Genomic DNA, 14,109 nt, shown 5'->3' with positions numbered 1-14,109 from the left:
TGTCATAATGGTGCGATACGGTGGCGTGGACAAGCAATTGAGGAACGGGATGATGCGGATGCGGATGGCGATCGTGGTTGCGGCGGCGGTCCCGCTGGCGGCGTGCGGGGTCAACAGCGTTCCCACGGCGGAAGAGAATGTGAACGCCAAATGGGGCGAGGTGCAGAACCAGTATCAGCGCCGTGCCGACCTGATCCCCAATCTGGTCGCGACGGTGAAGGGGTTCGCGGGGCAGGAAGAGCGCGTGCTGACCAACGTCACGCGGGCACGGGCACAGGCGACGTCGATCAACGTCACCACCAACGACCTGTCGGACCCGCAGACCTTCCAGCGCTTCCAGTCGGCACAGAACCAGCTGACCCAGGCGCTGGGCCAGCTGCGCACCGTGGTGGAGGCGTATCCGGCGCTCACCTCGAACCAGAATTTCATGAGCCTGCAATCGCAGCTGGAGGGGACCGAGAACCGCATCGCCATCGCGCGGCGCGACTATAACGAGGCGGTGCAGGCGTATAACACCCGCATCCGCACCTTCCCCGATGCGATCGGGGCGCGGGTGTTCTACGGCGCCAAGCCCAAGCAGAGCTTCCAGGCACAGGGCGGGGCGGAAGTCGCGCCGCAGGTGAACTTCGGGAACGCAAGCTGAGCGGTCCGATGCTGCGCATCCTGTGGCGCCTGTGGCTCGCGCTCCTGCTGATCGGCGGGGCGGCGGGGGTGCAGGCGCAGACCTTCCCCAAGTTCACCGGGCTGGTGGTCGACGACGCCAACGTCCTGCCGCCCGAGACGCGCGCGGAACTGACGCAGAAGCTGACGGCGTTGCAGAAGGATACCAAGCGGCAGTTGGTCGTCGCCACGATCGGCGATCTGCAGGGCTATCCGCTGGAGGATTACGGCAATCGGCTGCTGCGGACCTGGGCCGTGGGTCTGAAGGGTGCGGACAATGGCGCGATCCTGTTCATCGCCCCCAATAATCCGGCGGGGCAGCGCGGGCCGCGACTGGAAGTCGGCTATGGCCTCGAGCCGATCCTGACCGACGCCTTCTCCTCTACCGTTACCCGCGGGCTGATGACGCCGATGCTGCGCAACGGCGATATACCCGGCGCGATGACGGCGGGCACCGATGCGGTGATCGCGCAATTGCGTGCCAGCCCCGAGGAAGCGCAGGCGAAGGTCGACGCCGCGGTCAAGCAATTCAACCAGCAGCACCGACGTCAGCGATCCGGCGGCGGGTTCCCGGTGGCGGGCGTGTTCATGCTGATCGTGTTTGGCGTTATCGTCGCATCGATCTTTTCCGGGCGGCGCAAGCGACGCGCGGCAGGCCCATGGGGTCGTCGGCATCGTAGCAGCGACAGCGGGGTGATGCCGATCATCCTGTGGTCGATCGCCGACGAGATCGCCCGTAACGCCACGCGCGGCAGTGGCTGGGGCGGCGGTGGTGGTAGCTGGGGCGGCGGATCGTCCGATGGCGGTTCCGACGGCAGCTGGGGCGGCGGCGGCTTCACCGGCGGCGGTGGCGGATCGGGCGGTGGCGGCGGCGCTTCGGGGGACTGGTGATGCGGCTGTCGGCACAGGATCATGCGCGGATCGGCGCGGCGGTAGCAGCGGCGGAGGCGGCGACCAACGGCGAGATCGTCGTCATCACCGCACCCGAATCGGATCGCTATCACGATGTCCCGCTGCACTTCGCGGTGCTGGCGATGCTGCTGGTACTCGCCGGATCGGCGCTGTGGCCGGGCTGGCTCCATGCGGTGCACGGCTGGGTCGAGCCGTGGGGCGAGGCACCCTCCCCCGCTTTCCTGTTCACCGTGATGGCGTGGGTGCAGGCGGCGGTGTTCCTGATCGTGCGCTACGGCGTCGGCTGGCCCCCGCTGCGCATGGCGCTGACCCCGCGGGCGACCAAGGCGCGGCGGGTCCATGCGCGGGCGCTGATGCTGTTCCGTGCCGCCGCCGAGCAGCGCACCGTCGCCGCGACCGGCGTGCTGCTCTACCTGTCGATGGCCGAGCATCGTGCCGAGCTGATCGCCGATGCGTCGATCCACGACCGGGTCGATGCGGCGGTGTGGGGCGATGCGCTGGCGGCGGTGCTGGGCGGGTTGCGCGACGGCCGCGCCGCCGACGGGATCGTCGCGGCGGTGGGTGCCATCGGCACCGTGCTGGCCGAACATTTCCCGCGAGGAGACGACGACGTGAACGAACTGCCCGACCGGGTGATCGAACTGTGATCGATGCCGATGCCCCCGAAGAGGTGATGTGGTCCGGGCGGTTCATCACCGCGAAGAAGCGGGGCCGCTGGGAATATGTCGGGCGCGCCAACGGGATCGGCGCGGCGGTGATCGTCGCGATCGACGGCGGTCATGTGCTGCTGGTCGAGCAGTATCGCGTGCCGCTGGGCCGCAACTGCATCGAACTGCCCGCGGGGCTGGTCGGCGACGACATGGCGGGCGAGGCGGCGGCGGCGGCGGCGGCGCGCGAGCTGGAGGAGGAAACCGGCTATCGCGCGGGGACGATGGTGTCGCTCGGCGACTATCACTCGTCGCCGGGCATGGTGTCGGAGAGCTTCACCCTGTTCCGCGCGGGCGAACTGGTGCAGGTCGCGGCGGGCGGCGGGGTGGAGGACGAGCATATCGTCGTCCACCGGGTGGCGCTGGACGCGCTGCCGGGGTTCGTCGCGGCGCAGCGCGCGGCGGGCACGGCGGTCGACGTGAAGCTGCTGTTGCTGCTGTCGCCGTACCTGTTGGGATAGGGGTTCGAGCGCCGAAGTTTACGAAATTTACACCTGGACGCGGGTTTTTCGGGTCGCCCGCATGCCCGGCGGGCGGGCAGCGATATGGCGGGGTGCCGCCAGCCAAGCAGATTTCGGGCGTGTAGGACAGCCCCGCAAGCCGTTCCCGATCCTCTCGATCCGGCCCCGACCGTCCGTGTCGAGCGTCGTCGGGACACTGCGGGCAGCGCGTGCGGCCCGTCCCTCGACTGGGCTCGGAACGAACGGGAGGATCGGGATCGGGGCGAAGCCGCCTTAGCCGCGGTCGGGCGAGGAGGCCGGGGCCGCCGCGTCGGGCAGGCGGCACGGCTTGATGTCCTCGGGCCTGGGGCGCGGGCCCTGCGGCGTGAACATCGCGATATAGCCGCCCGCCGAGGGCATCCGCTGCACCGCGACCTGCGCATAGCCGACCGAAGCGAATTCGCAGCGCAGCAGCGCGGGCGGGGTGCCGTGGTTCTGGGTGCGGCGGTCGGCGTCGACCACCACCACCCGTCCTCCGGGCCGCAGCGACGGGCGCAGGTTCCACAGGAACGCATAGGGCTCGGCGATCTCATGGTACATGTGCACCATCAGCACCCGGTCGAAGCTGTTCTCGGGCAGCTTGGCATCGTCCGGCTCGCCCAGCCGCACGCTGACGTTATCGAGTCGCTCGCGCGCGACACGGGTCGCCAGCGCGTCGCGGATCTCGGGGATGATGTCCTCTGCCAGCACCCGCCCGTCGGGGCCGACGCGCTGCGCGAGGCGGATGGTGTAATAGCCCTCGCCCGCGCCGATGTCGGCGACGGTCATGCCCGGCGCGATCCCCGCGCGGTCCATCACCGCTTCCGCCTCGTTCAGCCGGTCGCGCGCCTCCTCGGTCGACCAGCGCGCCGACACGATCGTCGCGACCGGGCGGTCGGCCTTGGGGAAGTCGGGCTTGTCCGCCTCGCGCTGGGCATTGGCCGCGCGCGGCTGCGTCGCGTCGCAGCCCGCCAGCAACAGCAGCGCGAGGGAAAGGACATGGCGCATGTCAGTCGACGTCCTCGACCTCGACCGCTTCGCCGGTCACGCGCTGCGACAGCGCGGCGGCCATGAACGGGTCGAGCGCGCCGTCCAGCACGTCGCCCGGCGCGGTCGAGACGACGCCGGTGCGCAGGTCCTTCACCATCTGGTACGGTTGCAGGACGTACGACCGGATCTGATGGCCCCAGCCGATGTCGGTCTTGGTCGCATTCTCGGCATTGGCCTCCGCCTCGCGGATCGCCAGTTCGCGCTCGTAGAGGCGGGCGCGCAGCTGGTTATAGGCCTCGGCCTTGTTCTTGTGCTGCGAGCGCTGGTTCTGGCACTGCACGACGATGCCGGTCGGGATATGGGTGATGCGCACCGCCGAATCGGTGGTGTTGATGTGCTGCCCGCCCGCGCCCGACGCGCGATAGGTGTCGATGCGCAGGTCGCTCTCGTTATATTCGACCTCGATATTGTCGTCGATCACCGGATAGACCCAGACGGACGCGAACGAGGTGTGCCGCCGCGCCGCGCTGTCGTACGGGCTGATGCGGACGAGGCGGTGGACCCCGCCCTCGGTCTTGGCGAAGCCATAGGCGTTCTCGCCCTTCAGCAGCAGCGTCGCCGACTTGATGCCCGCCTGTTCGCCCGAATGCTGGTCGATCAGCTCGACCTTCATGCCGCGGCGCTCGGCCCAGCGGGTGTACATGCGTTGCAGCATGCCCGCCCAGTCCTGACTCTCGGTGCCGCCCGCGCCCGCGTTGATCTCGATATAGGTGTCGTTGCCGTCGGCCTCGCCCGACAGCAGCGCCTGCACCTTGTCGTGATCGGCGCGTTTCGCCAGTTCGGCGAGGTTGGCGACGCCCTCCTCGGCCATTTCGGCATCGCCCTCGGCCTCGGCCATCTCGATCAGCTCGACCGTGTCGCTCAGCTCGCGCTCGATGTCGCGGGTCGCGGTGATCGCCTCGTCGAGACGGCGGCGTTCGCGCATCACCTCCTGCGCGGCCTTGGGATCGTTCCACAACGCCTGGTCCTCGACGCGCGCGTTCAGCTCGTCGAGCCGGCGCAGCGCGCGGTCCCAGTCGAGGAAGCGGCGCAGCAACGAGAGCGCATCGTTGATCTTGTCTACATGGGCTTGCGCTTCGGCGCGCATGGGAAAACTCCAACGGAAAGACGTATCTAACTGGTCCGTCGCTCGAGACCGACGCACCTTACCCGAACCGTTCGTGCTGAGTAGGGGCTGAGCGAAGCCGAAGACCCGTATCGAAGCATGGTGCCGGTCCTTCGATACGCCATTTCGACTTCGCTCAATGGCTACTCAGGACGAACGGTTGCGGCCAATATGGGGCACGACCTAGTAGATTCCCCCCTCGCGTTGCAAGAAGTCGCTGTCGCGCGGGGCCGCCGTCGCGCGCGGGCGGGTGGCGCGTTCGGGATCGCGGGTGACGGGGGCGCGGGCCTCGCCGAGCCGTCCGGTGGCGCGCTTCGCCTCGGTCTCGGGCTTGAACGCTTCCCAGATCACCGCTGCCTTGGGATCGGTGGTCGGCCATGCGCCATAGACCGGGCGGCCGCTGGCGCGATCGATGCGGACCATGCGGATACCCGCGGGCGCGCGGAACGGCAGCACCTCCATGTCCTTGAACGCCTTGACCGCGAACGCCTTGTAGATCGGCGCGGCGATGGTGCCGCCCTGCGCATAGCCGCCCAGATTGCGTGGGGTGTCGTAGCCCAGATACAGCCCGGCGATCATCTGCGGTGCGCCGCCGACGAACCAGACGTCGGTCGGGCCGGTCGAGGTGCCGGTCTTGCCCATGATCGGGCGGTTGAGGTCGCGCAGCGTGGTGGCGGTGCCGCGCTGGATCACGCCTTCCATGATGTGCACCATCTGGTAGGCGCTCATCGCGTCCATCACCTGACGCGACCGGATCTGCGGGCGCGGCATCGCCTTGCCGTCCCAGTCGGGCGCGTTGCAGCGGTCGCACGCGCGCCAGTTCTCCGGCCAGATCACCTTGCCGCGCCGGTCCTGCACGTAATCGATCAGCGTGGGTTTGAGTTCGCGGCCCTGGTTGGCGAGGATCGCGTACGCATTGACCATGCGCAGCACCGTCGTCTCGCCCGCACCCAGCGCATAGGACAGGTAGGGCGGGAATTTCTCGTCGCTCACCCCCACGCGCTGGATGAGCGAATTGACCTTGTCCATGCCGGTCTGCGCGGCGGCGCGCACCGTCATCAGGTTGCGCGACTGTTCGATGCCCCAGCGCATGGTGTGCGGCCCCGCGCCGCCGCCGCTGAAGTTGCGGAAGCATTTCTGGCCCAGCCGCCCGCCCTGGTTCACGCAGAACGGGCCATCGACGATGATCGACGCCGGGGTCATCCCCGCCTCCAGCGCGGCGGCATAGACGATCGGCTTGATCGTCGAGCCGGGCTGGCGCATCGCCTGGGTCGCGCGGTTGAACGACTGCAACCGGCTGTCGAAGCCGCCCTGCATCGCCAGCACCCGGCCGGTGCGCGGGTCCTCGACCACCATGCCGCCCGACACGCGCGGGACCGAACGCAGCGCCCAGTCCCCGCCCGAGGGGGCCACCGCGACGATGTCGCCCGGTTCGAGCGCGGCGAAGGCGGTGCCGCCCTCCCCGCGCACCGGCATGGTCGCGCCCGCGCGCGGCAGCGTGCCGGTGCGCCCGTCGGCAAAGCCGATCCGTGCCGCGCCGCCGTCCCTGGCGATGACGATCGCCGCCTGCCAGTCCTGATAATCGATGCCGATGTTGGTGCCGAGCAGCGCCTGCTGCCAGCGATCGCCCTCGATCTTCGTGCGCGGCTTGTTGAGCGGGCCGGACCAGCCGCGCCCCGAATCATAGCGGATCAGCCCGGCGCGCAGCGCGTCCTGCGCATCGGCCTGCAATTTGGGGTCGAGCGAGGTGCGCACCCACAGCCCGCCCGCATAGACGCTGTGCGGGCCGTCCTTGCTCCCCTCGCCGAAGCGGTCGAGCAGCTGGCGGCGGACCTCCTCGATGAAATAGCCGCCCGCCAGTTCCTGTCGCGGGGTCTGGCGCGGGATGGTGCCGAGCGGCTGCGCGGCGGCCTCGGCACGCTGGGCGGGCGTGATGAAGCCGTTGCGCTCCATTTCGCCCAGCACCCAGTTGCGCCGGGTGATCGCGCGGTCATAGCCGCGTTCGGGCGTGTAGTTGGACGGGCCCTTGGGCAGGATCGCCAGATAGGCCATCTGCGGCAGCGTCAGTTCGCGCAACTCCTTGCCGAAATAGGCGTGGCTCGCCGCCTCGACGCCGAAGGCGTTCCGCCCGAGCGCGATCTGGTTGAGATAGAGTTCGAGGATCTGCTGCTTGGTCAGCGCATCCTCGATGCGATAGGCGAGCAGCGCCTCCTTCGCCTTGCGGACGTAACTCACCTCGTTGGTCAGCAGCAGGTTCTTGGCGACCTGTTGCGTGATCGTCGACGCGCCGATCGGGCGGCCGTCGTTGCGCAGGTTGGTCAGCATCGCGGCGGCGATGCCGGGATAGTCGACGCCGTGATGCTCGAAGAAGGTCCGGTCCTCGGCGGCGAGGAACGCCTTGACCAGCAGCGGCGGATATTCGGCGTAGGACAGCTGCACCCGGCGTTCGCGGGCATAGCTGTGGACCGGCGACCCGTCGATCCCGCGCACGTTGGTCGGCAGCGGCGGTTCATAGGCGCGCAGCGAATCGACCGAGGGCAGCGTGCGCCACAGCAGCAGCCAGATGAGGAACACCCCGATCCCGGCGAGCAGCAGGCCGATCGCGGGCAGGCGGAACCACCAGCGCCGCCGGATATGGGCGAAACGGGCCGCGCGCGACGACGCGGGCGGCGGGGAGTCGGTGTCGGGACGGGATACGCGCATCGCCCGCGCGGTGTAGCAGGTTTGCGCGCGGGGGAAAGCGTCGGGGTTTGGGGGCGTGTGCCCTCGCGCGGTCGAGGCCAGACTTCTGGCCGACCGGCACAACTCGTTCTGCCGTGTACCCCCGCGCAGGCGGGGGTCCAAAGCCAAGCATCGCAGCCGTCGGCGATCGTGACCCTGGCCCCCCGCCTGCGCGGGGGTACGTTGGCGACCGCGTAAAGGATATCCGTTCGGCTTCCGTTCTCCGGCCTACACGCTATGTAGGCAGCGATGCTGCGCTATCCCGCCCTGCACGCCGGTCATTCGGGCGTCTGGATCGCCGACGACGACGGCGTGCGCGAGGTGGGGCGCGGCGAGGCGATCGCGCTGGCCGCCGATACGCCGACGATCGTGCTGAACGCGCCGCTGATCGGGCAGCGGCTGGGCTATGCCGATCTGTCGGGGCTGGACCTGCTCGAACTCTTCGCCTTCGTCCATCCGGCGCGCTTTGCGGTGCCGACGCCCAAGGGGATCGCCCACGCGCTGGGGCTGCCCGCGCCGGTCGACGAGGCAGGGGTCGCGCCGCTGTTGCGACAGGCGGCGGCGGCGCTGATCGCGACCGCCTCGGCGCCATGGGCGGAGCAGGAGGGGGCGTGGACCGCCGCGCAGGCGCTGTTCCGGCTGCGCTGGCCATGGGCGCCCGCGCTGGGGCAGGTGCTGCCGAAGCCCGACACCGCCGAGCGCTGGCTGTTCACGAAGCTGCCCGAATGGGAGGAGGTGCCGCCGCGCGCGTCCCCCCGCACCGTCACCCTGCCCGAACCGGCGGTGGTCGAACGGCTCGCCGAGCTGACAGGGGCCAGCGCGGAGGCGCGGCCCGGACAGCGCGCCTTCGCCGCCGCCGCGGCGCAGGCGTTCGCCCCGCGCGTGGCGCGCGACACCCCCAACCTCGTGCTGGCGGAGGCCGGGACCGGCATCGGCAAGACGCTCGGCTATCTCGCCCCCGCCTCGCTGTGGTCGAGGCAAGCGGACGGGGCGGTATGGGTGTCGACCTTCACCAAGGCGCTGCAACGGCAACTGGCGCAGGAGAGCGAGCGCGTCTTTCCCGACCCCGCCGAACGGCGCGCGCGTGTCGTCACCCGCAAGGGGCGCGAGAATTACCTGTGCCTGCTCAACCTCGAGGATGCGTTGCAGGGCGGGTTCCAGGGGCGGGCGGCGGTGCTGGCGCAGCTGGTCGCGCGCTGGGCGGCGTATAGCGCCGACGGCGACATGGTCGGCGGCGACCTGCCCGGCTGGTTGCCCACGCTGTTCCGCCGCAACGGATCGACCGCGCTGACCGACCGGCGCGGCGAGTGTATCTATGCCGGGTGCCCGCATTACCGCAAATGCTTCATCGAGCGCGCGGCGCGGGCGTCGGCGCAGGCCGATATCGTCATCGCCAACCACGCGCTGGTGATGGTCAATGCCGCGCGCGGGCGCGAGACCGGCACCCGCCCGACCCGCTATGTGTTCGACGAGGGGCATCACCTGTTCGATGCCGCCGACGCGATGTTCTCCGCCGCGCTGACCGGTGCGGAGGCGATCGAGATCCGCCGCTGGGTGCTGGGGCCGGAGAGCGGCGGGCGCGGGCGGCGGCGGGGTCTTGCCGCGCGGCTGTCCGACGTGGCGAGCTATGACGCGGCGGGCGGCGAGGCGGTGGCGGCGGCGGTCGAGGCGGCGCGCGCCCTTCCCGCCGACGGCTGGCTGGGCCGGGTGCAGGAAGGCGCGCCGTTCGGGCCGCTCGAGGAACTGCTCGCCGCGGTGCGCGGGGTCGTGTTCGCCCGCGCGAAGGATGGCGAGGCGGGCTATGCGCTGGAGACCGAACTGGCCGAGCCGCCGCCTGCGCTGGTCGAGGCCGCCGCCCCCGCCGCACAGGCGCTGGACGCGCTGCTGCGCCCGCTGGTGGCGCTGGGCAAGCGGCTGGAGGCGGTGCTGGCGGAAGGGCCGGACTGGCTCGACGGCCCGGCGCGGGCGCGGTGCGAGGGGGCGATCGCATCGCTCGGCTGGCGCGCGGAGACGGTCGGCGCATGGGCGCGGCTGCTCGCGCGGATCGGCGGCCCGGCGGACCCCGATTTCGTCGACTGGCTGGCGGTCGACCGGGCCGAGGGGCGCGAGTATGACATGGGGCTGCACCGCCACTGGCTCGACCCCTCGCGCCCCTTCGCCGAAACGGTGCTGAAGCCCGCGCATGGCGTGCTCGTCACCTCCGCCACGCTGCGGGCGGGCGGCGACTGGGACACCGCGGACGCGCGCGTCGGCGCGCCGCACCTGCTGCGCAGCCCTGCGCATTTCGAGGCGGTCAGCCCGTTCGCGTACGCCGAACAGGCCGAGGTGCTGATCGTCACCGACGTGACGCGCGGCGATCCGGGGGCGCTGGCCAATGCGTACGGGCGGCTGATCGTCGCGGCGGGCGGCGGCACGCTGGGGCTGTTCACCGCGATCCGGCGGCTGCGCGCGGTGCATGCCCGCATCGCCGACCGGCTGGCGCGCGAGGGACTGCCGCTCTACGCCCAGCATGTCGATCCGATCGACACCGGCACGCTGGTCGACATCTTTCGCGACGATCCGCGCGCCTCGCTGATCGGCACCGACGCGCTGCGCGACGGGGTGGACGTGCCGGGGCATTCGCTGCGGATGGTGGTGCTGGAGGGGGTGCCATGGGCCAAGCCCGGCGTGCTGCATGCCGCACGGCGGCTGGCGGGCGGCGGCAGCGCCTATGACGACCGGGTGGTGCGCGCGCGGCTGGCGCAGGCGTTCGGGCGGCTGATCCGCCGCGCCGACGATTCCGGGCTGTTCGTGCTGCTGTCCGCCGCCATGCCCTCGCGGCTGCTGTCGGCCTTTCCCGAGGGGACGCCGGTGCGGCGCTGCACGCTGGACGAAGCGGTCGCGCGCGCCCTTTCCTTGGGCACCGAAGTGGGGCATGGGACCGCTGCCCTGCCGATGGAACCACACGCATGAAGACGCTGACGTTGCTGCGCCACGCCAAGTCGAGCTGGGACGATTCGGTGGCGCGCGATTTCGACCGGCCGCTGAACGCCAAGGGCGCGCGCGCCGCGACCGCCATGGGGCGGCACCTGCGGCAGGAACGGCTGGCGTTCGACCATCTGGTGGCCAGCCCGGCGGTGCGGGTGGCCGAGACGCTCGATCATTTCGCCAGGGGCTATGGCACGCTGCCGCCGGTGCGGCAGGACCGGGGGCTGTACCTCGCCTCCGCCGCGACGCTGCTCGATGCGGTACGCGCGCTGCCCGCGGATGCCGGACGCGCGCTGCTGGTCGGGCATAATCCGGGGCTGGAGGATCTGGTGCTGCTGCTCAGCGCCGAGAGCAATCCGTTGCGCGGCGCGGTGGAGGAGAAGTTCCCGACCGCCGCCGTCGCGGTGCTGGAGCTGGACGGCGACTGGGCCGATGCCGCGGACGGGTGCGGCCATCTGGTGCGCTTCGTGCGCCCGCGCGACCTCGATCCGACGCTGGGGCCGGGGCATGACTAGGCGCGACGGCGACCGGATGATCCGCGCATGATGGAGCCGTCGGAAACATATTTTTCGGTCGTCCCGGAAGATCAAGCCGCCGCGGTGGCGCATGTCACCGAACGCGGTTTCCCGCCGTCACGGATCGAGCCGGGCAACGACGGGCTGGTCGTCCTCGTCTTTCCGCCGATGACCGACGATGCGATGTTCGCCCTGGCCGCGGCATTGCCTATCCATCTCAGTGCCAAGGTCGGTTATGTCGTGCACTACGAAGCGCCGTTCACGCCTTCATCCGACGACTGACCCGCCTATCCGTCCGCCCGCAGCGCGTCGGCCAGCATGGTCCGGATCGCGCGGAGCGCGTCCACGCGCGACGGCGGCACCGGTTCCGCCTCGCGCGCCAGCAGCGCCTGCACGCCGCGCACGGTATAGCCCTCCTCGCCCAGCAGCGCGTGGATGCGGCGCAGCAGCGCCACGTCTTCGGGTGCGTAATAGCGGCGGTCGCCCGCGCGCGTGACCGGCTTCACCTGGGGAAAGCGGCTTTCCCAATAGCGCAGCCGATGCTGCGGCACGCCGAGGTCGCGCGCGACCTCGCCGATGGTGCGATAGGCGGTGGCGGACTTGCCGGCCACGCGCGGTCGCGTCAGCTCGCCGCGACGATGCGGTCGCGCATCATCTGGCTGGCGCGGAAGGTGAGCACCCGGCGCGGGGCGATCGGCACCTCGACGCCGGTCTTGGGATTGCGGCCGATCCGCTCGCCCTTGTCGCGCAGCACGAAGCTGCCGAAGCCGGAGATCTTGACGTTCTCGCCCTTGGACAGCGCCTCGCACATATGTTCGAGGATCTGTTCGACCACGCGGGCGGAATCGGCACGCGACAGACCGATCTCGCGGTGCATTTCTTCGGCGAGGTCAGCGCGGGTCAGCGTACCGGCGGTCGTCATGCAAATCTCCTGCTAAAGCCGTAGCATCGGCTAGCACAGGGTATACGAACTTTCAAAAAGCCAAAAGTATGAACGTTACCAACGCACTACGGCGGCGCCCCAGGTAAATCCACCCCCCATCGCCTCCAGTACGACGATATCGCCGGGCTGCACCCGCCCGTCGCGCACCGCGGTGTCGAGCGCCAGCGGCACCGATGCGGCGGAGGTGTTGGCGTGCCGGTCGACGGTGACGACGACCTTTTCGGGGGCAAGGCCCAGCTTGCGCGCGGTCGCATCGAGGATGCGGGCATTGGCCTGATGCGGCACGACCCAGTCGACGTCCCCGGGTGCGAGGCCCGCGAGTTCGAGCGATTCGCCCATCACCGCCGCCAGATTGACGACCGCGTGGCGGAACACTTCGCGCCCCTTCATCCGCAGCTTGCCGACGGTGCCGGTGGTCGAGGGGCCGCCGTCGACATAGAGGAGTTCGTTGTGCCGCCCGTCGGCATGGAGCCGGGTGGACAGGATGCCGCGCTCGCCGCCCGAGGCATCGACCTCCAGCACGATCGCGCCCGCGCCGTCGCCGAACAGGACGCAGGTGGTGCGATCCTCCCAGTCGAGGATGCGGCTGAACGTCTCCGCACCGATCACCAGCGCTTTGGCGTGGACGCCCGCGCGCAGCATCGAATCGGCGACCTGCACCGCATAGAGGAAGCCCGAACACACCGCCGCCACGTCGAACGCGACGCAATCGGCGATGCCGAGCATCGCCTGCACCTTGGTCGCGGTGGCGGGAAAGGTCTGGTCGGGGGTGGCGGTGGCCAGCACGATCAGGTCGATCTGCGCCGCCTCCAGCCCGGCGGCGGCGATCGCCGCACGTGCGGCATCGGCGGCGAGGGTCGCGGTCGTCTCGTGCTCGCCCGCGAGGTGACGGAAGCGGATGCCGGTGCGCTCGACGATCCATTCGTCGGAGGTGTCGACCATCTCCGCCATCTCGGCGTTCGACACGCGCCGTTCGGGCAGCGCCGATCCGGTGCCGGTGACGATCGAACGGATCATGCCGCCTGCGCCTCGATCGCCGCCAGATCGGCGGCGATGCTGCGGGTCAGATCGTCGCGGACCATCTTCGCCGCGACCTGGATCGCGTTGGACACGCCCGCGGCATTGGCGCTGCCGTGGCTCTTCACCACCAGCCCGTTGAGGCCGAGGAAGACCGCGCCGTTATGGTTGTTGGGGTCGAGGTGATGGCGCAGCAATTCGGTGGCGGGCTTCGAGATCAGGAAGCCGATCTTCGAGCGGACCGACGAGCGGAACGCACGCTTGAGCAGATCGGCGACGAATCGCGCGGTGCCCTCGGCGGTCTTCAAGGCGATATTGCCCGAGAAGCCGTCGCACACCACCACGTCCACCTGGCCGCGCGACAGGCGATCGCCCTCGATATAGCCCGAAAAGGTCATCGGCAGATGCGGCGAGGCACGCAGTGTCGCCGCCGCTTCGCGCACGCTGTCGATGCCCTTCAGCTCCTCGGTGCCGATGTTCAGCAGCGCGACGCGGGGGGATTCGAGGTCGAGCGCGGTGCGGGCATAGGCCGCGCCCATCACCGCGAACTGGACGAGGTTGCGCGCATCGCACTCGGCATTGGCGCCGAGGTCGAGCATCACCAGGTCGTTGTCGCCGAGGCTGGGGAGCAGCGCGGCGAGCGCGGGCCGATCGATGCCGGGCATGGTGCGCAGCGCGAGCTTGGCCATCGCCATCAGCGCGCCGGTGTTGCCCGCGGAGACGGCGGCGGCGGCGCGCCCCTGTTTCACCAGGTTGATCGCGACCCCCATCGAGGTGGTCTTGGCGCGGCGGATCGCCTGGCTGGGCTTGTCGGAGGAGCCCACCACCTCGGGCGCGTGGACGATCTCCGACGCGGCCGAGAGGTTGGGGTGCGCTTCGAGACCGGCGCGAATCGCCGTCTCGTCGCCGACCAGCAGGAAGCGCATGCCTTCGTGGCGGTGCCGCGCATGCGCGACGCCCGCCAGCATGGTGGCGAGCCCTTCATCACCGCCCATCGCGTCGATGGCGATCCAGGACCCGTCGGCCATGCGTC

Annotated in this window: 14 protein-coding genes; 7 read left to right on the top strand and 7 right to left on the bottom strand. The window is 70.3% G+C overall.

The features are described from left to right. The first annotated feature begins 52 nt into the window (after positions 1–52). Genes ABLE43_RS11625 through ABLE43_RS11610 form a run of 4 tightly spaced genes read left to right on the top strand, consistent with a single transcriptional unit; the run spans position 53 to position 2,740 of the window. Positions 53–643 carry a LemA family protein gene (locus ABLE43_RS11625; protein ID WP_348978706.1) on the top strand — a complete coding sequence of 197 codons (591 nt, stop codon included), beginning with the start codon at positions 53–55 and terminating at the stop codon, positions 641–643. Positions 644–651: 8 nt separating this feature from the next. Then, on the top strand, positions 652–1,551 hold the full coding sequence (locus ABLE43_RS11620; RefSeq protein ID WP_348978671.1) for a TPM domain-containing protein: 900 nt from the start codon (positions 652–654) through the stop codon (positions 1,549–1,551). Next, positions 1,551–2,219, top strand: a complete 669-nt coding sequence (locus ABLE43_RS11615) for a TPM domain-containing protein (RefSeq protein ID WP_348978670.1) — start codon at positions 1,551–1,553, stop codon at positions 2,217–2,219. The genes ABLE43_RS11620 and ABLE43_RS11615 overlap by 1 nt, the downstream gene beginning before the upstream one ends. A gap of 26 nt (positions 2,220–2,245) precedes the next feature. Continuing rightward, the gene (locus tag ABLE43_RS11610; protein WP_348978705.1) at positions 2,246–2,740 is read left to right on the top strand and encodes an NUDIX hydrolase; all 495 of its coding nucleotides are present in this window, start codon (positions 2,246–2,248) and stop codon (positions 2,738–2,740) included. 273 nt (positions 2,741–3,013) lie between these two features. Here the strand turns inward: ABLE43_RS11610 and ABLE43_RS11605 are convergent, their stop codons facing one another. The 3 genes from ABLE43_RS11605 to ABLE43_RS11595 form a co-directional block, all read right to left on the bottom strand. After that, complete coding sequence (locus ABLE43_RS11605) at positions 3,014–3,766, bottom strand: class I SAM-dependent methyltransferase (RefSeq protein WP_348978669.1); 753 nt, start codon at positions 3,764–3,766, stop codon at positions 3,014–3,016. Between the two features lies 1 nt (position 3,767). After that, the gene (gene prfB, locus ABLE43_RS11600; protein WP_348978668.1) at positions 3,768–4,895 is read right to left on the bottom strand and encodes a peptide chain release factor 2; all 1,128 of its coding nucleotides are present in this window, start codon (positions 4,893–4,895) and stop codon (positions 3,768–3,770) included. A 201-nt stretch (positions 4,896–5,096) separates the two neighbouring features. Beyond that, the gene (locus tag ABLE43_RS11595; RefSeq protein WP_348978667.1) at positions 5,097–7,616 is read right to left on the bottom strand and encodes a penicillin-binding protein 1A; all 2,520 of its coding nucleotides are present in this window, start codon (positions 7,614–7,616) and stop codon (positions 5,097–5,099) included. 267 nt (positions 7,617–7,883) lie between these two features. Here ABLE43_RS11595 and ABLE43_RS11590 point away from each other — a divergent pair, with 267 nt between their 5' ends. The 3 genes from ABLE43_RS11590 to ABLE43_RS11580 are packed head-to-tail and all read left to right on the top strand — an operon-like array spanning position 7,884 to position 11,398. Next, positions 7,884–10,586, top strand: coding sequence for an ATP-dependent DNA helicase (locus tag ABLE43_RS11590; RefSeq protein ID WP_348978666.1), 2,703 nt, complete (start codon positions 7,884–7,886; stop codon positions 10,584–10,586). Further along, positions 10,583–11,116: a SixA phosphatase family protein gene (locus tag ABLE43_RS11585; protein WP_348978665.1), complete on the top strand. Its 534-nt coding sequence runs from the start codon at positions 10,583–10,585 to the stop codon at positions 11,114–11,116. The genes ABLE43_RS11590 and ABLE43_RS11585 overlap by 4 nt, the downstream gene beginning before the upstream one ends. Positions 11,117–11,143: 27 nt before the next feature. Then, a complete protein-coding gene (locus ABLE43_RS11580) occupies positions 11,144–11,398 on the top strand; it encodes a hypothetical protein (protein ID WP_348978664.1) in 255 nt (84 codons plus the stop codon). Between the two features lie 5 nt (positions 11,399–11,403). On the opposite strand, the gene ABLE43_RS11575 is transcribed toward ABLE43_RS11580, so the two are convergent. The 4 genes from ABLE43_RS11575 to plsX all read right to left on the bottom strand — a co-directional run bounded on the left by ABLE43_RS11575 (position 11,404) and on the right by plsX (position 14,104). Further along, the gene (locus tag ABLE43_RS11575; RefSeq protein ID WP_348978663.1) at positions 11,404–11,727 is read right to left on the bottom strand and encodes a MerR family transcriptional regulator; all 324 of its coding nucleotides are present in this window, start codon (positions 11,725–11,727) and stop codon (positions 11,404–11,406) included. Between the two features lie 11 nt (positions 11,728–11,738). After that, positions 11,739–12,038: an integration host factor subunit alpha gene (locus tag ABLE43_RS11570; protein ID WP_348978662.1), complete on the bottom strand. Its 300-nt coding sequence runs from the start codon at positions 12,036–12,038 to the stop codon at positions 11,739–11,741. 75 nt (positions 12,039–12,113) lie between these two features. Next, positions 12,114–13,076 carry a beta-ketoacyl-ACP synthase III gene (locus ABLE43_RS11565; RefSeq protein WP_348978661.1) on the bottom strand — a complete coding sequence of 321 codons (963 nt, stop codon included), beginning with the start codon at positions 13,074–13,076 and terminating at the stop codon, positions 12,114–12,116. Beyond that, positions 13,073–14,104, bottom strand: coding sequence for a phosphate acyltransferase PlsX (plsX, locus tag ABLE43_RS11560; protein ID WP_348978660.1), 1,032 nt, complete (start codon positions 14,102–14,104; stop codon positions 13,073–13,075). The genes ABLE43_RS11565 and plsX overlap by 4 nt, the downstream gene beginning before the upstream one ends. Positions 14,105–14,109: the final 5 nt, after the last annotated feature.

The sequence above is a fragment of the Sphingomonas silueang genome (assembly GCF_040049155.1).
GTDB lineage: Bacteria > Pseudomonadota > Alphaproteobacteria > Sphingomonadales > Sphingomonadaceae > Sphingomonas > Sphingomonas silueang.
Note: the sequence above shows the minus strand (reverse complement) of the source record. Positions and strands in the feature narration are given on the sequence as shown.